The 19,659-nt window shown below is 74.6% G+C and carries 15 protein-coding genes and 1 pseudogene; 7 read left to right on the top strand and 9 right to left on the bottom strand.

Annotated elements, in window-relative coordinates:
• Positions 1-35 precede the first annotated feature (35 nt).
• Positions 36-791: a pyrimidine reductase family protein gene (locus tag ACFFHU_RS05530; protein ID WP_377337245.1), complete on the bottom strand. Its 756-nt coding sequence runs from the start codon at positions 789-791 to the stop codon at positions 36-38.
• A 147-nt stretch (positions 792-938) separates the two neighbouring features.
• Between ACFFHU_RS05530 and ACFFHU_RS05525 the strand changes: the two genes are divergently transcribed.
• The 3 genes from ACFFHU_RS05525 to ACFFHU_RS05515 all read left to right on the top strand — a co-directional run bounded on the left by ACFFHU_RS05525 (position 939) and on the right by ACFFHU_RS05515 (position 4,165).
• Entirely contained in the window at positions 939-1,484 is a 546-nt protein-coding gene (locus tag ACFFHU_RS05525) for a plasmid pRiA4b ORF-3 family protein (RefSeq protein ID WP_377336379.1), read from the top strand.
• Positions 1,485-1,605: 121 nt separating this feature from the next.
• Positions 1,606-3,036: a GH1 family beta-glucosidase gene (locus ACFFHU_RS05520; protein ID WP_377336377.1), complete on the top strand. Its 1,431-nt coding sequence runs from the start codon at positions 1,606-1,608 to the stop codon at positions 3,034-3,036.
• A gap of 85 nt (positions 3,037-3,121) precedes the next feature.
• Entirely contained in the window at positions 3,122-4,165 is a 1,044-nt protein-coding gene (locus ACFFHU_RS05515; protein ID WP_377336375.1) for a LacI family DNA-binding transcriptional regulator, read from the top strand.
• Positions 4,166-4,243: 78 nt separating this feature from the next.
• On the opposite strand, the gene ACFFHU_RS05510 is transcribed toward ACFFHU_RS05515, so the two are convergent.
• Both ACFFHU_RS05510 and ACFFHU_RS05505 read right to left on the bottom strand, forming a co-directional pair.
• Positions 4,244-5,464 (bottom strand): acyl-CoA dehydrogenase family protein, encoded by a 1,221-nt coding sequence (locus ACFFHU_RS05510; protein ID WP_377336373.1) that lies wholly within the window; start codon positions 5,462-5,464, stop codon positions 4,244-4,246.
• Positions 5,465-6,514: a phosphotransferase family protein gene (locus ACFFHU_RS05505; RefSeq protein ID WP_377336371.1), complete on the bottom strand. Its 1,050-nt coding sequence runs from the start codon at positions 6,512-6,514 to the stop codon at positions 5,465-5,467.
• 195 nt (positions 6,515-6,709) lie between these two features.
• On the opposite strand from ACFFHU_RS05505, the gene ACFFHU_RS05500 reads away from it, so the two are divergent.
• Positions 6,710-7,432, top strand: coding sequence for an ACT domain-containing protein (locus ACFFHU_RS05500; protein WP_377336369.1), 723 nt, complete (start codon positions 6,710-6,712; stop codon positions 7,430-7,432).
• Positions 7,433-7,928: 496 nt separating this feature from the next.
• Entirely contained in the window at positions 7,929-9,110 is a 1,182-nt protein-coding gene (locus ACFFHU_RS05495; RefSeq protein ID WP_377336367.1) for a GNAT family N-acetyltransferase, read from the top strand.
• A gap of 19 nt (positions 9,111-9,129) precedes the next feature.
• Here the strand turns inward: ACFFHU_RS05495 and ACFFHU_RS05490 are convergent, their stop codons facing one another.
• From ACFFHU_RS05490 to ACFFHU_RS05480, 3 genes are all read right to left on the bottom strand, one after another.
• Entirely contained in the window at positions 9,130-9,915 is a 786-nt protein-coding gene (locus ACFFHU_RS05490; protein WP_377336365.1) for a hypothetical protein, read from the bottom strand.
• A 205-nt stretch (positions 9,916-10,120) separates the two neighbouring features.
• Positions 10,121-10,786 (bottom strand): pyridoxamine 5'-phosphate oxidase family protein, encoded by a 666-nt coding sequence (locus ACFFHU_RS05485; RefSeq protein WP_377336363.1) that lies wholly within the window; start codon positions 10,784-10,786, stop codon positions 10,121-10,123.
• A 30-nt stretch (positions 10,787-10,816) separates the two neighbouring features.
• The gene (locus ACFFHU_RS05480) at positions 10,817-12,334 is read right to left on the bottom strand and encodes an alpha/beta fold hydrolase (protein ID WP_377336361.1); all 1,518 of its coding nucleotides are present in this window, start codon (positions 12,332-12,334) and stop codon (positions 10,817-10,819) included.
• A gap of 220 nt (positions 12,335-12,554) precedes the next feature.
• On the opposite strand from ACFFHU_RS05480, the gene ACFFHU_RS05475 reads away from it, so the two are divergent.
• Entirely contained in the window at positions 12,555-15,017 is a 2,463-nt protein-coding gene (locus tag ACFFHU_RS05475; protein ID WP_377336359.1) for a glycoside hydrolase family 9 protein, read from the top strand.
• 182 nt (positions 15,018-15,199) lie between these two features.
• Here ACFFHU_RS05475 and ACFFHU_RS05470 read toward each other — a convergent pair whose 3' ends face one another.
• The 3 genes from ACFFHU_RS05470 to bioB all read right to left on the bottom strand — a co-directional run bounded on the left by ACFFHU_RS05470 (position 15,200) and on the right by bioB (position 18,261).
• The gene (locus ACFFHU_RS05470) at positions 15,200-16,849 is read right to left on the bottom strand and encodes a dienelactone hydrolase family protein (RefSeq protein ID WP_377336357.1); all 1,650 of its coding nucleotides are present in this window, start codon (positions 16,847-16,849) and stop codon (positions 15,200-15,202) included.
• 115 nt (positions 16,850-16,964) lie between these two features.
• Positions 16,965-17,249, bottom strand: coding sequence for a biotin synthase auxiliary protein BsaP (gene bsaP / locus ACFFHU_RS05465; RefSeq protein WP_377336355.1), 285 nt, complete (start codon positions 17,247-17,249; stop codon positions 16,965-16,967).
• A 16-nt stretch (positions 17,250-17,265) separates the two neighbouring features.
• Positions 17,266-18,261: a biotin synthase BioB gene (gene bioB / locus ACFFHU_RS05460; protein WP_377336353.1), complete on the bottom strand. Its 996-nt coding sequence runs from the start codon at positions 18,259-18,261 to the stop codon at positions 17,266-17,268.
• Positions 18,262-18,402: 141 nt separating this feature from the next.
• On the opposite strand from bioB, the pseudogene ACFFHU_RS05455 reads away from it, so the two are divergent.
• A pseudogene (locus ACFFHU_RS05455) lies at positions 18,403-19,542 on the top strand (8-amino-7-oxononanoate synthase); the annotation flags it as partial.
• Positions 19,543-19,659 lie beyond the last annotated feature (117 nt).

The following is a 19,659-nucleotide window of genomic DNA, read 5'->3' as shown; positions in this document are numbered from 1 at the left end:
CCTATACAAAAAGCGATAAGAAGGGGCCCTTCCTTTCAACCGTCCCGGTGTCGGCGGTAGTGGAGGAGCAGGGTGCCGTCGGGGGCCGCGAGCGCCTGCCGCAGGGCCATCCCGCGCGGCGGCGCGGGCGGGCCCGCGGTGATCCGCCCGGCGCCCGGGCCGGCCAGCAGCGGGCTGACGGTGAGGCACAGCTCGTCGACGAGGTCGGCCGCGGTGAGTGAGCCGAACAGCAGCGGTCCGCCCTCGCAGAGCAGCTGGGCCAGCCCGCGGGAGCGGAGCGCGGCCAGGCCGGCCGCGAGGTCCACCGTGCCGTGCCCGAGGCGCAGGATGTCGGCCACCTCGTCCAGCCCGGCCGGCACCGCCGCGTCGGCCCGGGTGAGCAGCACGGGCCGGACCGGAGCGTCGGCGAAGATCGGGTCGGTGGGCGCGAACCGGGCTGATCCGGACACCACGACCAGGGTGGGCTGCTCGGGCAGGCCGTTTTCCCGCCGCCACGCTCGGCCCGCCTCACCCAGCCGTAGCCCGCCGTAGCCCTCGGCCCGCAGCGTGCCTGCCGCCACCACCACGGCGTCGGCGAGCCGGCGCAGCAGCGGCAGGACCCGGCGGTCGGCCGGCGGGGAGAGCCCGGCCGAGTATCCGGCCAGCTCGACCGCCCCGTCCAGGCTGGTGACGAAGTTGACCCGCAGCGCGGGCCGGGCCGGTCGGCCGTACCCGGCGAGGATCCCCGCGTCGTCCAGGCCGCCGGTCGACGGTTCCGGCCAGATCCGTCGGATCTCCGCCACCGGTGTCATTCGCTGGCCGGACCGGTGACCGGTGGCGCGGGTACGGGGGTACGGTGCTGGCAGTCGCACCAGTTGGCCCCCCGGCAGTCGTCGTGTCGGCGCTCCCGGCACGCGCGGCAGATCATGCGGGGAGCCTATGCCAAGGGGGCGGGGGACATGCCGCGTCACATCTACCAGCTCCGGGTGTCCCTCGCGGAGGTCTCGCCGCCGGTCTGGCGCCGGGTGCAGATCCCCGGCGGCTACACGCTGGACCGGGTACACCGGGTGTTCCAGCACGTCTTCGGCTGGCAGGACTGCCACCTGCACTCCTTCGAGATCGACGGGGTGTCGTACGGCGTACCCGATCCGGACGGCGAGCTGGTGCTGCGGGACGAGCTGGACCACCGGCTGGACGCGGTGGCCGGCAAGGGCAGCCGGTTCCACTACACGTACGACTTCGGCGACTGGTGGCAGCACGACGTGACGGTGGAGGACGTGTTCGCCGCCGATCCGGACGAGCGCTACCCGCTCTGCCTGGGCGGGGAACGGTCCGGGCCGCCGGAGGACGTCGGCGGTCCGTACGGATACCGGCGGTTCCTCGCGGCGCTGGCCGACCGGGACGATCCGGAGCACTCCGCCATGCTCGGCTGGGTCGGTCGGGCCTTCGATCCGGCCGCCTTCGACGCCACCCGGGCCACCACGCTGGCCCGCCGGATGAGCTGACCAACCGGTTTCCGCAAGCGCGCTCGCACAGCACTGTGATGACAGTCGATCAGGATCACGGAATGGGAACGCTCCCAAAGAAGTCTTGACGGTGTGCGGCGCGGACCGGCACCCTCAGGTGGTGACGAACCCAGCGACCGATCAGCGCGTGCCCTTGCTCGGCGCGGAGCCCCGGCTCACCTTCCCGTCCGGCTTTCGTTGGGGGACCGCCACGGCGGCCTACCAGATCGAGGGCGCGGTGGCGGAGGACGGCCGGACCCCGTCGATCTGGGACACCTTCAGCCACACCCCCGGCCGCGTGGTCGAGGGGCACACCGGCGACGTGGCCTGCGACCACTACCGCAGGTACGCCGACGACGTACGGCTGATGGCGGAGCTGGGGCTCACCGCATACCGGTTCTCGATCGCCTGGCCCCGGGTGCAGCCCGGCGGCCGCGGCCCGGCCAACCAGGCCGGCCTGGACTTCTACCGGCGGCTCGTGGACGACCTGCTGGAGCACGGGATCGAGCCGTGGGCCACGCTCTACCACTGGGACCTGCCGCAGGAGCTGGAGGACGCCGGCGGCTGGCCGGAGCGGGACACGGCCGAGCGGTTCGCCGAGTACGCCGCGCTCACCCACGACGCCCTCGGCGACCGGGTGCGGAACTGGACCACCCTCAACGAGCCGTGGTGCTCGGCGTTCCTCGGCTACGGCTCCGGCGTACACGCCCCGGGCCGGTCCGACGGCGCGGCCTCGGTCCGCGCCGCGCACCACCTGATGCTCGGGCACGGCCTGGCCGTGCAGGCCATGCGCGAGGCCCGGCCGGAGAACAACTTCGCCGTCACGCTCAACCTGTACGCGGTCTCGCCGGCCACCGACAGCGAGGCGGACGCCGACGCGGCCCGCCGGATCGACGGCCTGTCCAACCGGATCTTCCTGGACCCGCTGCTGCGCGGCGAATACCCCGAGGACATTCGGGCCGACCTGCGCGAGGTCAGCGACTTCCGGCACGTCCGGGACGGCGACCTGGCCACCATCGCCACCCCGCTGTCGATGCTGGGCATCAACTACTACAGCCGGCACGTGGTGGCCGCCCCCGAGCCGGGCGCCGACGGGACGGACCAGCCCGGCGACGCCACCTGGCCGGGCAGCGAGTCGGTCCGGTTCGTCACCCGCGGCCTCCCGGTCACCGACATGGACTGGGAGATCGACGCCCCGGGCCTGGACGAGACGCTGCGGCGGGTGCACCGCGACTACACGGACGTGCCGCTCTATATCACCGAGAACGGGGCCGCCTTCGTCGACAAGCTGGTCGGCGACGAGGTGGACGATCCGGACCGGTCGGCCTTCATCGACGCCCACCTGCGAGCATGCCACGACGCCATTTCGGCCGGTGTCCCACTCCGCGGGTACTTCCTCTGGTCTCTGCTGGATAATTTCGAGTGGGCGTGGGGGTACACCAAGCGGTTCGGCATCACGTACGTCGACTTTTCCAGTCAGCGCCGCATCCCCAAGTCCAGCGCCAGGTGGTATGCCGACGTGATCCGGCACAACGGCCTGGCGGCAGGGTAGCGACGCCGGGCGCCGATCCGGCCGGCGTTGACGGCGCGGTGCGGACCGACGCCGGGAAGGCCGACGTCGCAAGGAGCACAGGACGATGGTTACGCGAAGCCGCTCGCTCGGGCGGCCGACACTGGACGCGGTGGCGGCACGGGCGGGCGTGGGTCGCGGCACGGTCTCCCGGGTCGTGAACGGGTCCCCACAGGTCAGCCCGGAGGCCCGGGCCGCCGTGCAGGCCGCGATCGACGAACTGGGGTACGTGCCGAACCGCGCCGCGCGGGCGCTGGTCACCCAGCGCACCGACTCGGTGGCGCTGGTGGTGTCCGAGTCCGGCGACCGGGTGTTCGGCGAGCCCTTCTTCGCGGGCATCGTCCGGGGCATCAGCTCCGGGCTGCTCGAGACGCCGTTGCAGCTCTGGCTGGCCATGGCGCAGTCGCCGGCCGAGCGGGAGCGGATGGAGCACCACCTCACCAGCCAGCACGTCGACGGCGTGCTGCTGCTGTCGCTGCACGACGACGACCCGCTGCCCGCGCTGCTGCAGCAGCGCGGGCTGCCCGCCGTGCTCGGCGGCCGGCCGGCCTGGATGCTGCAGCCCGGCGCCCCGCCCGCGTACTTCGTCGACGTGGACAACGTCGGCGGCGCCCGCCAGGCCGTCGAATACCTGCTCGGCCGGGGTCGCCGCCGGGTGGCCACCATCGCCGGCCCGCAGGACATGGGCGCCGGCCTCGCCCGGCTCGCCGGCTATCGCGCGGCGATCGAGGCGGCCGGCGAGCAGGTCCCGGAGCACCGCATCGCGTACGGCGACTTCAGCGAGACCAGCGGCGCGGCCGCGATGCGTACGCTGCTCGAAACGGACCCGGAGCTGGACGCCGTGTTCGCGGCCTCCGACCTGATGGCCTGCGGCGCGCTGCGGGTGCTGCGGGAGTCCGGCCGGCAGGTGCCGGAGGACGTGGCCCTGGTCGGCTTCGAGGACTCGCCGATCGCGCGCCAGGCCGACCCGCCGCTCACCACGGTCTTCCAGCCGGTCGAGGAGATGGGCCGGCGGATGGCCCGGCTGCTGGTGTCGCTGATCCGCGGCGACGACCTGTCCACCCCGTACGTGCTGCTCGACACGCACGTGGTGCCCCGCGCCTCCGCCTGAGGCGCAAGGAAGGGCCCCTTCTTATCGTTTCCGGTATAGGAAGGGCCCCTTCTTAACGGCTCGCGCCCGCGAGGGTGGTCAGTCCGGCGCGGCCCAGCGGCGCAGTTCGCGCCTGGCCAGCGAGGCCCGGTGGACCTCGTCGGGGCCGTCGGCCAGGCGCAGCGTGCGGGCCTGGGCCCAGAGCGCGGCGAGCGGGGTGTCCTGGCTGACCCCGGCCCCGCCGTGCGCCTGGATCGCCTTGTCGATCACCCACTCGGCCATGGCCGGCGTACCGATCTTGATGGCCTGGATCTCGGTGTGCGCGCCCCGGTTGCCGACCGTGTCCATCAGCCAGGCGGTCTTGAGCACCAGCAGCCGGGCCTGCTCGATGCGCACCCGGGACTCGGCGATCCAGTCCCGCACCACGCCCTGCTCGGCCAGCGTCCGGCCGAACGCGATCCGCGTGGAGACCCGCCGGCAGAGCAGCTCCAGCGCCCGCTCGGCCATCCCGATCAGCCGCATGCAGTGGTGGATCCGGCCGGGCCCGAGCCGGGCCTGGGCGATGGCGAACCCGTCACCCTCGCCGCCGATGAGGTTCGCGGCGGGCACCCGTACGTCGTCGAAGACCACCTCGGCGTGCCCACCGTGCGGCGCGTCGGTGTAGCCGAACACCGTCATCCCGCGCCGCACCGTCACGCCCGGGGTGTCCCGGGGGACCAGCACCATGCTCTGCTGCCGGTGCCGCTCGGCGGACGGGTCCGTCTTGCCCATCACGATGAGGATCTCGCAGCGCGGGTCCATCGCGCCGGAGGACCACCACTTGCGGCCGTTGACGACGTACCCGTCGCCGTCCCGGGTGATCCGGGTGGCGATGTTGGTGGCGTCCGAGGAGGCCACCTCGGGCTCGGTCATGCAGAACGCCGAGCGGATCTCGGCGTCCAGCAGCGGGCGCAGCCAGCGCTCGCGCTGAGCGTCCGAGCTGAACTCGGCCAGCAGCTCCATGTTGCCGGTGTCCGGAGCGGCGCAGTTGAGCGCCTCCGGCGCGAGGTGCGGGCTGCGCCCGGTCAGCTCGGCCAGCGGCGCGTACTGCAGGTTGGTGAGGCCGGCGCCGTACCGCGGGTCGGGCAGGAACAGGTTCCACAGCCCGCGCCGGCGGGCCTCGGCGGTGAGCTCGGCCATGACCGGTGGGCGGTGCCACGGGTCGCCGGCCGCGGCCACCTGCTCGGCGTGCACCCGCTCGGCCGGGTAGATCCGTTCGTCGAGGAACGCGGTGAGCGCCTCGTGCAGCTCGGCCGTCCGCGCGTCGAAGCCGAAGTCCATCTAGCGTTCTCCGATCCTGGCCAGCCCGCGCTCGACCAGCGGCGGCACGAGCTGGCCGATCCGGTCGAAGCCCTCGCCGAGGGTCTGCCCGAGCGTGTGCCGGTAGTGGATGCCCTCGCAGATCACCGCGAGCTTGAAACAGCCGAGCGCCACGTGCCAGTCCAGCGGCCCGACGTCGGCGCCGGCCCGGTCCGCGTACCGGTCGATCAGCTCGGCGCCGGTCGGGAAGCCGGCCCGCGGCCCGAGCCCGTCGGCCACCGCGTTGCCGGCGGCCAGGTCGCTGTCGCCGAGCACGTCCCAGTACGTCAGCAGCAGGCCGAGATCGGTGAGGGGGTCCCCCAGGGTGGCCATCTCCCAGTCCAGCACGGCCCGCACGGCCACCGGCTCGGCATCGGCCAGCAGGTTGTCCAGCCGGTAGTCGCCGTGCACGATCCGGCCCGGGCGCTCGGCCGGCACGGTGGCCGCCAGCCGGTCGCGCAGCTCGTCGATGCCGGGCAGGGGTCGGCTGCGGGAGCGGTCGAGCTGCCCGCCCCACCGCCGTACCTGCCGGGCGAGGAAACCCTCCGGGCGGCCGAAGTCGGCCAACCCCACCGCCTCGGGCGGCACCCGGTGCAGTGCGGCGAGCGTGTCCATCATGGTCATCGCCAGCTCGCGCCGCTGCCCGTCGGTGAGCCGGTCGGTCTGCCGCCGGGTCCGGAACACGGTTCCGGGCACCCGGCTCATCAGGTAGAACGGCGCGCCGAGGACCGCCGGATCCGCACAGAGCAGCAGGGCCTCCGGCACCGGCACGGCGGTGCCCGCCAAGCATGAGATCACCCGGTGTTCCCGCGCCATGTCGTGGGCGGTGGCGAGCACGTGGCCGAGCGGCGGCCGGCGCAGCACGAACTCCCGGTCGCCGGCCGAGACCAGATAGGTGAGGTTGGACCTGCCGCCGGCGATCAGCTCGGCCCGCAGCGGCCCGGCCAGCAGGTCCGGCCGGTGCTCGCGCAGGTGGCCGGCGAGCCGGGCCAGATCGAGCCCGGCGGGGGAGCCGGCCGCCTGATCATCCATCCGGACAGTTGATGTCAGCCGGGCCGCCGTGTCAACCCGGCGTGATCTTCACCCACCTGTCGAATGGCCCGGACGCCGCGGCGTGGACCGGCCCCAGGCTTTGCGGCTGGGACACCTCCGTGCAACAGGAACGAAACGGTCACCGGGCAGGGTGGGTTTCAGCGGTCGCGGGGGCGGACCGCGGAAGGGGACGACATGGTGTTGCGACTTCGGGTGAGCCTGCCCGACCGGCCCGGCACGCTCGGCCAGGTGGCCCGCACGATGGGCGTGTCCGGGGCCGACATCGTGCAGGTGGTGGTGCTGGAGCGGTTGGCGGGCCGCGCCGTCGACGACTTCACGGTCGTCTGGCCGGGCAGCATCCGGGTGGAGCGGCTGCTCGCCGGCCTCGGGGCCATCCCCGGCGTGCACGTGATCGGGGTGTGGCGGGCGGTCGGCGCGCCGACCGGCGGCGGGGCGGACGCGGAGCTGCTGGCGCAGGTGGCGGCCAACCGGGTGGACGGGCTCGGCACGCTGGTCGACGCCGTGCCGGGGCTGCTGGCCGCCGACTGGGCCGCCGTGGCGGTCGTACCGGCCGACTGGGCGAGCCGGCACCTGGACGCGGTGCCGGGCGGCGGCGGGGCCGAGCCGGCGCTCGCGTACGGCAGCTGGCGGGTGCCCGATCCGCCGCGGCTGCCCGCCGTGACGCCGCTGCGGGCCCGCGCCTGCGAGGGCGCGGACGGCTGGCACTACGCGGTGGCCCCGTTCGGGCGGGCCGGTCTGGTGCTGGTGGTGGCCCGCGGCGATGAGGACGGGCTGCCGGCCGCGGCGTTCCACGTCACCGAGATCGACCGGATCGCGCAGCTGGTCCGGGCCGTCGCCGTCATCCTCGGCGACCGGCTGGACCTGGTGACCGCCCCGCCGCTGGCGGGCGGCCGCTGATCGACTCCCGGGCCGGCAGGGCCAGCTCGGCCCGGGTGGAAACCGCCGCCGCCGGCGCGACGGCCGGCCGCCTTCCGGGGCGGCCGGGGTCGGGCCGGCGGGGCGGATGGTGGAGGTGGCGCCGGATGCCGCCCGCGGTCGGTGGGGCCGGGCGGCAGCGCCCCGGGTCGAGCGGCGCCGCCCATGCGGGATGGGCGGTGGCGTCGCGGACCCGGTGGCGCCCGCCCACGCGGGGTGGGCGGTGGCGCCGCGGGCCGGGCGGCGTGGCCCGGACCGCCGGGTAGGGCGCCCGTGCGGGCGGGTGGTCGGTTCCGCACGGGCGTCATCCCGGATGCCCGCGCTTGTCCGTACGGGCATCCGGCGACTATCCACCGGATATCGCCCCGGGAAACCCCACCGGCGGCGCAAGCTGGAGCTGGGTGGGCGCGCGCCGCACCCGCGGTCGCCCCCACCGGACCACCGGCGGTCCCTGCCGGTGGTGTGGAAGGAGGCCGTGATGGCACTGTGGCGGATCCGGGCGACCGTGGACGATCGGCCCGGCTATCTCTCCGTCCTGACCGCGAGCCTGGCGCTGCGCTCGGTGAACATCCTCACCGTGCAGGTGCACACCACCGAGGCCGGCGCGGTGGACGATTTCCTCGTGGACGCGCCCGACGGGCTCACCGAGGCCGATCTGCTGGCCGCCGTGGAACGCGGCCGCGGCCGCGCCTGCTGGGTGGCGCGCAGCAATGCCAAGGTGCTGATGGACCAGCCCACCCGGGCGCTGGCCCTGGCCGGCCGGCTGGTGCGGGATCCGGAGCGGCTCGACGTGGCGCTGCGGGACCTGCTGGGCGCCACCGACGTCACCTGGCGGCCGGTGCCCCCGGCGCCCCGCGGCGGCGAGCCGGGATCACCGACGCCCCGCGGGGGCGAGCCGGCATCACCGACGCCCCGCGGCGGCGAGCCGGGATCGCCAACGGCGCGCAACGGCGAGCCGGGGTCACCGGTCGCCGGGTTCGGTGACGGCTCGATGCTGCTGGCCGACCCGGCCGGCGGATCCTTCGAGGTGACCAGGACGGCGCCGGGGTTCACCCCGGCCGAGTACGCGCGGGCGCAGGCCATGGTCGACCTCGCGGCCGTGGCCGCCGAGCGGGCCGTCGACCGGGTCACCCTGCTGCTGCCCGACGGGACCGAGGCCGAGGTCCGGGCCGCCGCCGAGAGCGACCTGCCGGCCGTACGCCGGATGCACGCCCGCTGCTCGGCCGGCAGCCGCCGGCGTCGGTACCTCAACCCCGCCGGCCCGACGGACCGGCAGCTGCGCCGGCTTCTCGACCCGCCGCGCGGCGCCAGCCTGGTGGCCACGGTGGACGACCCGGCCGAGGACGGCCCCCGGGTGGTGGCGCTGGCCGGGATGCTCGCCGATGGCGACCTGGCCGAGGCGGGGCTGCTGGTGGAGGACGCCTGGCAGCGGCGCGGGCTCGGCACGGCGCTGGCCCGCCGGCTGGTGACGCATGCCCGCCGGCACGGGTACGTGGCGCTCGTCGGGCACGCCACCGCGGGTGATCCCGCGCTGCCCGGGCTGCTCCGCCGGATCGCGCCCGCGGCCCGCACCGACCGGGACGGCCGCCTCCTGACCGTGGTGCTCCCGCTGGCGCCCGGGGCCCCGGCCCCGGGCGCCCCGGCCGCCGCCGGCGCCTGACGTGGGATGACCCGGCCGGTCAGCTCGTGAAGGTGATCCGCCGACGGCGGACGAGCGTGAGGACCACTCCGCCGGCGATGAGCGCGGTGCCGCCGAGGGCGATGCCGCCGGCCGCGACACCGGTGATCGGCAGCGAGCCGCCGCCGGTGTCACCGCCCCCGCCACCGGCGCCGCCGGTGGGGGCGCCCGAGCCGGGGGTGTCGGTCGGCGGGGTCCCGCCGCCCGGGTTGTCCGTGGGCGGGGTCCCGCCGCCGGGGTTGTCGGTGGACGGTGTGCCGCCGCCGGAGTTGTCGGTGGCGCACGGCTGGAGCCAGAAGACCTTGTGCTTGCCGGCGCCGTGGCCGTCGGTCAGCTCGACCGTCAGCTGGAGGTGATAGCCCTGCTTCGGATGCGCGGCCAGCCCGATCAGCCGCAGGTCGTTCGCCGACAGGGGGATGACCGCGTCGTGGTCGTTCTCCGCGCCGCTCGCGGGGTCATCGCTGATCACCCGGTTGGTGATGGCGAGCACCACCTGGCCGGTCCCCGACGGCGGCTGGGCGGTCAGGGTGATGTCGGCGCGCTGGTTGAGGTCGAAGTTGAAGAATTCGATCTCGAAGTCGCAGGCGACGTGGGGCTGGTTGTCCACCTTGTCGTCCAGGGGCGCGCCGTCGATCTTGACGGTGCCGTTGTCCCCCTTCGGGTTGTGGCCGTCGGCGGCTTTGACCGGGCCGACCGCCCCGGCCCAGCCCGGAGTGGTGAGGCCGAGAGCGGCCGTGGTGGCTGCCGCGCACAGGGCCACCCGGGCCACCTGCCGACGCTGCTGCATGAGCTTCCTCCGAGGGGTCGAGGGGGACAGCACATGATCGCACCGGGGTGGCCCACCCTCGACATCGGATAAACAGTCCCACCTGCGGGAACACCTCGGCTGTCCTGGCCGCCGACCGAATCCCGCCCGGCGTGTCCGCGTAACACCGGACGCACCCGTGGCGCTTGGCGAGCCCTCGGCGGACGGGCGCCGGCCCGGCCCGCGCTCAGCGATACAGGCCCTTGACGTAGTCCGGCCCGTAGTGCCGCTCCAGATGGGCGAGGTCCTCGTCCGGCTGCACGGCCTTGGTGATCCGGGCCCGGGACGGCAGCGCGTCCGGCGCCCAGCTCTCCGGCCGCCACAGGTCGGAGCGCAGGAACGCCTTGGCGCAGTGGTAGAAGACCTGCTCGATCTCCACGATGACCGCGAACTGCGGTCGGTGTCCCTTCACGACCATCCGGTCGAAGAAGGGCGCGTCCCGCACCACCCGGGCCCGGCCGTTGATCCGCAGCGTGTCGTCGCGGCCCGGGATCAGGAAGAGCAACCCGACGTGCGGGTTGTCGAGGATGTTGTGGAACCCGTCGGCCCGCCGGTTGCCGGGTCGCTCCGGGATGGCGATGGTGGTGTCGTCGAGCACCAGCGCGAAGCCCGGCGGGTCACCCTTGGGTGAGACGTCGCAGTCGCCGTCCGCGCCGGCCGTGGCCACCAGGCAGAACGGCGACGCCCCGATCCACTGCCGGTCAACCTCGTGCAGCCGGGCGCGCTCCTTGGTGATCGATCGCCGGCCGGGCTGCCCCAGCAGCTCGCGCAGCTCCTCGTGCGACGTCACCTCGACATGGTCCGGGTGCGCCCCGGTCGGGCCGGTCGCCACCGGCTCATCGGTCGTCGTCATGGTTCCTCCCCCGCGTGGCTGCCACGGATTCTATGCCGGGAAGATGGCCGGGCAGTGGGCGCCAGGGCCGGGCGCGCGCAGCGAGATCAGGTACGCGTCGACAGCCGCCCGGACGCAGCTCGTCTCCGCGTAGTCGGCGTGCGAGGCGCCGTCGTAGGTGAGCAGCACGGCGCTGCGCCCGATCTGCCGGCCGGCGTCGACCGCCCCGGGGTACGGGGTGGCCACGTCGTACCGGCTGTTGACCATGAGTAGTGCGGGCGCGCCGCGGACGACCAGCCGGTGCTGCGGGTTCGGCACCGGGCCGGGGAAGCCAAGGCACCCGGTGACGTCCTGGATCGCGGTGCTCGACAGCCGGGTGTGCGGCGCCGTCCGCCGCATGGCCTCCCGCAGCCGGCTCAGGTCGGCGAACCCGGCCACGTTCCAGGCGTGGTCCTCACAGATGACGGCGGTCTTGGCGGCCTCCTCGGCGGACCAGGGTTCGACCGGTCCCGGCTGGGGCCGTTGGGTCACCGCCGGCTCCTCGTCGATGGTCCGGAGGTTCTGTGCCAGCGAGGGCCACCCGCCCACCCCGGTCAGCTCACCGCGAAGGGCGCCGGCCAGGTCCTCGACGGTGACCCGCTGGTCGGGGGCGCCCGGCACATAAAGGGTGCCCCGGCTGGCCCGGGCATAGACCCGGTCCAGAGCCGCTCGCGGGTCATGGGGATACAACGCGCATGCCGGCGTCCGTCCGCACCACTCGGCGAACTGGTCGAAGGAGCCCTCCAGGGCCCGGCTGAGCCTGACGGCGGCCCGGGTGGCGCCCACGCTGTGGTCCTCGTCGCTGTCCAGCGCCATCGCCCGGATGCGCCCGGGGAACAGCTCGGCGTACTGCTCGCCGATCAGCGTGCCGTAGGAGAGCCCGGAGAAGGTCAGCCGGTCCTCGCCGAGGGCCGCCCGGATCGCCTCGACGTCCCGGGCCGTGGAGCCGGTGTCCAGGTGGTCGAAGAGCGGGCCGGTCGCCGACCGGCAGCTGGTCATGAGCGCCCGGTTGTACCGGATGAGAGCCGCGAAGCCCGACCGGTCGGTGGGGTAGCGGGACACCGGGTGGGCCAGCAGCTCCGGGTCACATTGGACGGGGTGGCTGAGCCCGAAGCCGCGCGGATCCCAGGACACCAGGTCGAATCGGGCCCGGACGAGGGCGGAGAAGTCGCTCGAGTCGTCGATGATGTCGGCCACCCCGGACCCGCCGGGGCCGCCCGTGTTGATCAGCAGGGATCCGATGCGGCGCGCCGGATCCGTCGCCCGGCGCCGGGCGAGCGCGAGGTCGGTCGTCGCGCCCTCCGGGTGGGCCCAGTCGACGGGTACCCGCAGGGTGGCGCAGTCGGCCGCCGGCGCGTCCGGACAGGGCCGCCACCCGATCGCGGCGCCGAGCGGTCGGGTCGCGGCGGCGGTCGCGGCGCCCAGACTGATGGTCGGGGCGCCGGCGGTGAGGGCGCCAGCGGTGGGGGCGCCGGCGGTCAGGGTGCCGGCGGCCAGGGCGGCCAGCCACCGTCGGGAATGGAGCGTCATGAGCTGCCTCTCGATCGCGGGGATTACTACCTGAAGGTATACACCGGGGTATTAGCGGTCCATCGGGGTTGCCCAGTAGGGGAGGACGGCCACGGCGGCGACCGTCGTCGATGCCCGATGCCGGGTGCTTCACAAAGTGGGAACCCGTCATCTACATTGTTGAAATCCTATGGAAGCGCTCCCATGGCAGCTCATGGGCGTACCGCTGAAGGAGCCCGTGATGGCGACTCCCCCCGGGCCGGAGGGCCCGTACCCCCCAGTGAGCCGGCGCGGCTGGCGCCGGATGGCGACCGCGGCCGCCCTCACGCTCGCCGCCGCCCTGCCCGCCGGCGTGGCCGGCGCGGCCCCGCCCGGCGGGCAGATCGGCGCGGTCCCGGCCGGGGCCGCCGCGCCGGCCGCAGCCCCCGCGTTCAACTACGGCGAGGCGCTACAGAAGTCGCTGTTCTTCTACGAGGCGCAGCGGTCCGGCAAGCTGCCGAGCGACAACCGGGTCTCCTGGCGCGGCGACTCGGCGCTGAAGGACGGCGCCGACGTGGGCCTGGACCTCACCGGCGGCTGGTACGACGCGGGTGACCACGTCAAGTTCGGCTTTCCGATGGCGTTCAGCACCACGATGCTGGCCTGGGGGGCGGTCGACTACCGCGCCGGCTACCAGAACTCCGGTCAGCTGCCCTACCTGCTCGGCAGCCTCCGCTGGGTCAACGACTACTTCATCAAGGCGCACCCGTCCGCCAACGTCCTGTATGGACAAATTGGCAAGGGCGACGACGACCACAAGTGGTGGGGCCCGGCGGAGGTGCTGCCGATGGCGCGGCCCGCGTACAAGATCGATGCGAGCTGTGGCGGCTCGGACCTGGCCGGCGAGACGGCGGCCGCGATGGCCGCGTCCTCGATGGTCTTCCGCTCCACCGACGCGGCCTACGCGGACAAGCTGATCACGCACGCGAAGCAGCTGTACTCGTTCGCCGACACGGTGCGCAAGGCGTACAGCGACTGCATCACCGACGCGCAGGCGTTCTACAAGTCCTGGAGCGGCTACCAGGACGAGCTGGTCTGGGGCGCGATCTGGCTCTACCGGGCCACCGGCGACGCGAGCTATCTCGCCAAGGCCGAGACCGAGTACGACAAGCTGGGCACCGAGCCGCAGACCACCACCCGCTCCTACAAGTGGACCCTGGCCTGGGACAACAAGCAGTTCGGCGCGTACGTGCTGCTGGCCAACCTGACCGGCAAGCAGAAGTACGTCGACGACGCCAACCGGTGGCTGGACTGGTGGACCGTCGGCGTCGACGGCTCCAGGGTCAACTACTCGCCGGGCGGCGAGGCCGTGCTCGACTCCTGGGGCTCGCTGCGGTACGCCGCCAACACCGCGTTCGCCGCGCTGGTCTACTCGGACAAGACCACCGACGCCACCCGCAAGGCCCGCTACCACGACTTCGCGGTACGGCAGATCGGGTACGCCCTCGGCGACAACCCGCGGCACTCCAGCTACCTGATCGGGTTCGGCGCCAACCCGCCGCAGAACCCGCACCACCGCACCGCGCACGGATCCTGGTGGGACAGCATGACCGTGCCCACCAACACCCGGCACGTGCTCTACGGCGCGCTGGTCGGCGGGCCGTCCTCGGCCGACGACGCGTACACCGACGACCGGTCGAACTACGTGATGAACGAGGTGGCCACCGACTACAACGCCGGCTTCACCTCCGCGCTGGTCAGGCTCTATTCCGAGTACGGTGGCAGCCCGCTGGCCGGCTTCCCGGTGGCCGAGAAGCCGGACATGGACGAGCTGACCGTGGAGACCACGGTCATGCAGAACGAGCCGCGGGACACCGTGATCAAGGCGATCATCTACAACAAGTCCGCGTTCCCGGCGCGGGCGCTGACCCAGGCCAAGTTCCGCTACTACGTCAACACCGACGGGTCGCCACTGGTGGTGACCCCCGGCTACACCCAGGGCTGCCCGTCGCCGAGTACGGCGCACCAGGTCTCCGGCACCCTCTGGTACGTCGAGGTCGACTGCACCGGCTACACCATCGCGCCCGCGGGGCAGTCGCAGCACCGGATGGAGGTGCAGTTCAAGGTCGGCGTCGCCGAGGGCGGCACCTGGAACCCGGCCAACGACCCGTCGTACCAGGCCGCCACCGGACCCAACCGGAACGTGCCGCTGTACGAGGCCGGCAAGCTGGTCTGGGGCGCCGAGCCCGGCCCGGGCCCGACGCCCAGCCCGACGGCTTCGCCGACGGCGTCCCCGAGCCCCACCGCCTCGCCGACGGTCTCGCCGAGCCCCACCGCCTCGCCGACGGTGTCGCCGAGCGCCTCCCCGACGGTGCCGCCGACGCCCAGTTCGACGCCGGGTCCGGCCGGCGCGTGCCAGGTCGGGTGGACCACCAACGACTGGAGCAACGGGTTCACCGCGAACGTCACGATCCGCAACACCGGGTCGAGCACCCTGAACGGCTGGACGCTGGCGTGGTCGTTCACGGCCGGGCAGCAGGTCACCTCGGCCTGGTCGGCCACGGTCACCCAGACCGGGACCGCGGTGAGGGCCACCAACCTGTCGTACAACGGCACGCTCGCGCCGGGCGCGTCGACCAGCTTCGGATTCCAGGGTACGCACAGCGGCAGCAACCCGCGGCCGGCATCCTTCACGCTCAACGGCGCCACCTGCACGATCGGCTAAGCCACGGGCGGCTTAAGCCACGGGCCGGCGCCGGCCGACGCAGCTACCGGCGCCGGCCGATCCGTCGGCCGGCGTGTCCGGGCCCGACGCCGGGAGGCTCCCCCCGGCGCCGGGCCCGGCTTGGCGGCGCTCAGCCGGTCAGCGGCTTGGCGGCGCTCAGCCGGTGAGCGGCTTGGCGGCGCTCAGCCGGTGAGCGGCAGGGTGGTGGCGATCGGCCAGCCGAGCAGGACCGCGCCGGGCAGCGCGATCAGCCAGGCCGGGGCGGCCAGCCGGCCCAGCGCCGTGGCCCAGCCGAACTGCCAGGCCAGCAGGATGGCGAACAGCGGCACCACCAGCAACACGAACCCGGGGGCCACGCCGACCAGCGCGGCCACGGTGACCCCGGCCACCGCCACGACGTACGGCACCAGCCGTCCCGGTCCGCCGCCGGTGATCCGCTCGGCCCCGAGCAGGAACAGCCAGGCCGCGGCCGTCACGATGGGCAGCAGCCACCAGCGGGCGCCGGTCGGCGCCGCCGAGGTGAAGCCGAGCGAGATCGGCACCGCGACGGCCGCGACCGCGTACCCGGCGAGCAGCACCGCCGCGATCGCGAGCCGGAGGGTCCCAGGCCGTCCCGCGCCGCTGGCCGGTCGTTGGTCGGATCCGGTGGCGGCCGGGTCGACGCGGCCGAGGCGCGGCAGCCGGGCGATCCCGAGCAGCAGCGCGCCGGTGACCGCGAGCAGACCGATCAGATAGTTGCCCACCGCCAGCGGCAGCCGGTCGAACGGCAGCAGCCGGGGGAGCACGGCGCCCAGCCCGGTGGCCAGCACCGTGGCCAGCAGGGCCAGCGGCAGCCGGGTCCGCGCGGACGCCCGGCGACCCCCGGCGCCGAGCAGAACGCGGGCCAGCGGTTGGAGTCCGAGCGCGAAGCCGAGCAGCAGCAGCCCCGCCGGCGCCAGGTAGCCGGTCGGCCGGGCCGGCGCGCGCGGTCCGGGTGGCGGTGCCAGCCGGGCGTCGAGCCAGGACGTCATCTCGGCATGGGTACGCCCGGCGAACAGGATCGAGATGTGCTCCACCCCGGGTACGACCACGGCCCGCCGGTCCCCGGCCGGTCCCGCCCGGCGGACGGCCTCGGTGGCCGCCGCCCGGAAGCCGGCGAACTCGTTCCCGCCCACGAGCAGCAGCAGCGCCCTCGGGCGATCCCCGCCGGCCGGCACCGGGTCGGCGCCCGGCAGCGAGATGGCCACGGTGGCGACGATCTCCGGATGCGCCACGGCGTACCGGGCCACGGCGCCGGCGCCCATCGAGTGCCCGACCAGGCCGATCCGCGCCGGGTCGACATCGGGGCGGGACCGCAGGTAGCCCACCGCCGTGTCGAGGTCGGCAGCGAGCGCCGCCGTGCCCGCGCCGGTGTCCTGGCCGGCACCCGGCAGCCGGGCCGGGTTGGCGCCGTGCCCGGCGAAGTCGAGCAGCACCACCACGTACCCGTGCCGGGCCAGGGTGTCGGCGAGCGGCGTCATCAGCCGGCGCGACCCGGCGAAGCCGTGCGCCACCACCACCCCGGGCCGCCGCCCGGCGGTGCCTGCCGTGGTCGGGGTGCCTGCCGTGGGTGTGGCGCCTGCCGTGGGTGTGGTGCCGGCCGTGGGCGCCACGCTCACCGGCGAGGTGGCGCCGGCTGTCGCCTGCGCGGTCGTGGCCCGGACCTCGGTCAGCGGTACGCCGGACACGGTGACCGAGCGGTGCGTGAGGCCGTCGTCGGCCCGGGCCAGCCCGACCGCGCCGAGCGACGCGGCCAGCACGGCCAGCACGGCCAGAGTCGCCGGTACGACCCGGCCACGCGCGGCACTCTGCACGCCCGCCACCCTAGCGTCCGCGGTGCAGACAAGGAGATCTTGGACCGAAAACGTTGGCAGCCAACGGTTTCGGTCCAAGATCTCCACGCTTCACGGCAGCCGGGACCGCCGGACGTCAGCCGCGCAGTTCGCCGTGTTGGACGCAGGTGGCCGTCCAGCCGGTCGGCACGACCTGGACCTTCATCCGGCGCCGGCAGCGCGGGCAGAACCGCGGCGGCTCCAGCTCCCGCGCTGCCCGGCAGGCGGCGTGCGACCCGTCGCCGGCCGGCTCGCCGCACCGGTCGCACCACACCGCGCCCGTCGGGCCTGCGCTGCCCGGGCCCGCGCTGTCCGTGTTGGCGCCCGCGCCCGCCGGCCCTGCGCTGCCCGCGCCCGCCGGCGCGGCTCCGACAGTCGACATGATCGCTCCCGGGAGGTCAGATGGTCGCGGACAGGGCCTTGACCGGCATCTTCAGGTCGTCGAGCAGCTGCAGGTCGGCGGTGGCGGGCCGGCCGAGGGTGGTCAGGTAGTTGCCGACGATCACCGCGTTGATCCCGCCCAGCAGCCCGTCCCGGGTCTCCAGGTCGTCGAGGGTGAGCTCGCGGCCGCCCGCGTACCGGAGGATGGTCCGCGGCATCGCGAGCCGGAACGCGACGATGGCCCGGAGCGCGTCCTTGCCCTCGACCACCGGGCGGTCCGCGAACGGCGTGCCCGGCCGGGGGTTGAGGAAGTTCAGCGGCACCTCGTGCGGGTCCAGCTCGGCCAGCTGCGCCGCGAACTCGGCCCGCTGCTCGATCGACTCGCCCAGGCCCAGGATGCCGCCGCAGCAGACCTCCATGCCCGACTCGCGGACCATCCGCAGGGTCTCCCAGCGCTCCTCGAAGGAGTGCGTGGTGACCACGCTGGGGAAGTATGACCGGCAGGTCTCCAGGTTGTGGTTGTAGCGGTGCACACCCATCTCGACCAGCTCGTCGACCTGTTCCTGGGTGAGCATGCCGAGCGAGGCGGCCACCTGGATGTCGACCTCGGCCTTGATCGCCGCGACGCCCTCGCGCAGCTGCTTCATCAGCCGGGCGTCCGGGCCGCGCACGGCCGCCACGATGCAGAACTCGGTGGCGCCGGTCTTGGCGGTCTGCTTGGCCGCCTCGACCAGGGACGGGATGTCCAGCCACACCGAGCGGACCGGCGAGGAGAACAGCCCCGACTGCGAGCAGAAGTGGCAGTCCTCGGGGCAGCCGCCGGTCTTGAGCGACACGATGCCCTCGACCTCGACCTCCGGGCCGCACCAGCGCATGCGTACCTCGTGGGCGAGCTGGAGCGCGGCCGGCAGCTGCTCGTCGGGCAGCCGCAGGATCTCGAGCACGCCGGCCTCGTCGAGGCCGGTCCCGTTCTCCAGCACCTGCTCGCGCGCCCGGTCAAGGATCTGAAGCATGGCCGTACCCTACAAGGCCGCGGTCGGTCGCCGGGTGCCGCCGGGCGGCCGGCGCGCTCAGCGTCACGGCGGCCCGGCCGCCTCCCCGGCCGCGTCGGGACCGGATGGTACGTTCCGGACGCGGGAACCCGGAGGTGGCGGATGGCGGACTGGTTGGCGGCCCTGGACCGGCGTGCCGGGCTGCGTGCCCGGGCCGGGCTGAGCCGGCGGTTGCGGCCGCGCGGCGCGGCCGACCGGGTGGTTGACCTGGCCGGCAACGACTACCTGGGTCTCTCCGGCGACCCCGAGGTGCTCGCCGCGGCCGCCGAGGCGCTGTCCGGGTACGGGCTGGGCGCCACCGGGTCCCGGTTGGTCCGCGGCTCGACCGACCGGCACGAGGCGCTGGAGACGGCGCTGGCCGGCTGGCTAGGTACGGCCCGCGCGCTGGTGTTCTCCTCCGGATACCTGGCCAACCTGGGCGCCGTTCGGGCGCTGGTGCAACCGCGCGCGCTGCTGGTCTCCGACGCGCACAACCACGCCTCGCTGATCGACGGCTGCCGGCTGGCCGGCGCGGAGACCGTGGTGACGCCGCACAACGACGTCGCCGCCGTGCGGACCGCGCTGGCGGCCGCGCCGGGCCGGCCCGCCGTGGTGGTCACCGAGTCGATCTTCTCGGTGGACGGCGACCGGGCCCCGCTGCGCGAGCTGCACGCGGCGGCCCGCGAGCACGGCGCGCTGCTGCTGGTCGACGAGGCGCACGCGCTCGGCGTACGCGGGCCGGGCGGCGCCGGTGAGCTGGCCGCGGCCGGTCTGGCCGGCGCCCCCGACATCGTGGTCACGGCCACCCTGTCCAAGGCGTTGGGCGGCGCCGGCGGGGTGGTGGCGGGCCCGGCCGAGCTGGTGCGCCACCTGGTCGACACCGGTCGCACGTTCATCTACGACACGGCGCTGCCGCCCGCGGTCGCGGCCGGGGTGCTGGCCGCGACGGCCCGGGCGCGGTCGGCCGCCGGCGACGCGCTGCGGGCCGAGCTGGCCGACCGGGTGTCCGCGGCGGTGCGCCGGCTGCGGGGCGCCGGTTTCGACGTGCCGGATCCGGACGCGGCCGTGCTCTCGGTGACCGCGCCGGGGCCGGAGGCCGCGGTGGCCTGGGCCGCCGCCTGCCTGGACCGCGGGGTGGCGGTGGGCTGCTTCCGGCCGCCGTCGACCCCGGACTCCCGGTCCCGGCTGCGGCTGACCGTCAACGCCGGCATACCGCGGGCCGACTTCGACCGGGCGGTCGAGACGATCGTGGCCTGCGCGCCGGCGTCGTTCCCCGCCGCCGAGCCGGGGCCGGACGCGGCGGGTGCCGGGCCGGGCGCCATGGGCTTGGGGCCGGACGCCGGTGGCGGCGCCGAGGCGGACGCCGGTGGCGGTGACCAG

Source organism: Plantactinospora siamensis (genome assembly GCF_042434095.1).
Lineage (GTDB): Bacteria > Actinomycetota > Actinomycetes > Mycobacteriales > Micromonosporaceae > KBS50.
The sequence above is the reverse complement of the archived record's forward strand: the minus strand, read 5'-3'. Positions and strand labels throughout refer to the sequence as shown.

What these genes read in the sequence shown, in the direction of transcription:
- ACFFHU_RS05530 (WP_377337245.1), bottom strand. Translation starts at nt 791, where the DNA reads ATGACACCGGTGGCGGAGATCCGACGGATCTGGCCGGAACCGTCGACC.
- ACFFHU_RS05525 (WP_377336379.1), top strand. Translation starts at nt 939, where the DNA reads ATGCCGCGTCACATCTACCAGCTCCGGGTGTCCCTCGCGGAGGTCTCG.
- ACFFHU_RS05515 (WP_377336375.1), top strand. Translation starts at nt 3,122, where the DNA reads ATGGTTACGCGAAGCCGCTCGCTCGGGCGGCCGACACTGGACGCGGTG.
- ACFFHU_RS05510 (WP_377336373.1), bottom strand. Translation starts at nt 5,464, where the DNA reads ATGGACTTCGGCTTCGACGCGCGGACGGCCGAGCTGCACGAGGCGCTC.
- ACFFHU_RS05505 (WP_377336371.1), bottom strand. Translation starts at nt 6,514, where the DNA reads ATGGATGATCAGGCGGCCGGCTCCCCCGCCGGGCTCGATCTGGCCCGG.
- ACFFHU_RS05500 (WP_377336369.1), top strand. Translation starts at nt 6,710, where the DNA reads ATGGTGTTGCGACTTCGGGTGAGCCTGCCCGACCGGCCCGGCACGCTC.
- ACFFHU_RS05495 (WP_377336367.1), top strand. Translation starts at nt 7,929, where the DNA reads ATGGCACTGTGGCGGATCCGGGCGACCGTGGACGATCGGCCCGGCTAT.
- ACFFHU_RS05490 (WP_377336365.1), bottom strand. Translation starts at nt 9,915, where the DNA reads ATGCAGCAGCGTCGGCAGGTGGCCCGGGTGGCCCTGTGCGCGGCAGCC.
- ACFFHU_RS05485 (WP_377336363.1), bottom strand. Translation starts at nt 10,786, where the DNA reads ATGACGACGACCGATGAGCCGGTGGCGACCGGCCCGACCGGGGCGCAC.
- ACFFHU_RS05480 (WP_377336361.1), bottom strand. Translation starts at nt 12,334, where the DNA reads ATGACGCTCCATTCCCGACGGTGGCTGGCCGCCCTGGCCGCCGGCACC.
- ACFFHU_RS05475 (WP_377336359.1), top strand. Translation starts at nt 12,555, where the DNA reads ATGGCGACTCCCCCCGGGCCGGAGGGCCCGTACCCCCCAGTGAGCCGG.
- bsaP (WP_377336355.1), bottom strand. Translation starts at nt 17,249, where the DNA reads ATGTCGACTGTCGGAGCCGCGCCGGCGGGCGCGGGCAGCGCAGGGCCG.
- bioB (WP_377336353.1), bottom strand. Translation starts at nt 18,261, where the DNA reads ATGCTTCAGATCCTTGACCGGGCGCGCGAGCAGGTGCTGGAGAACGGG.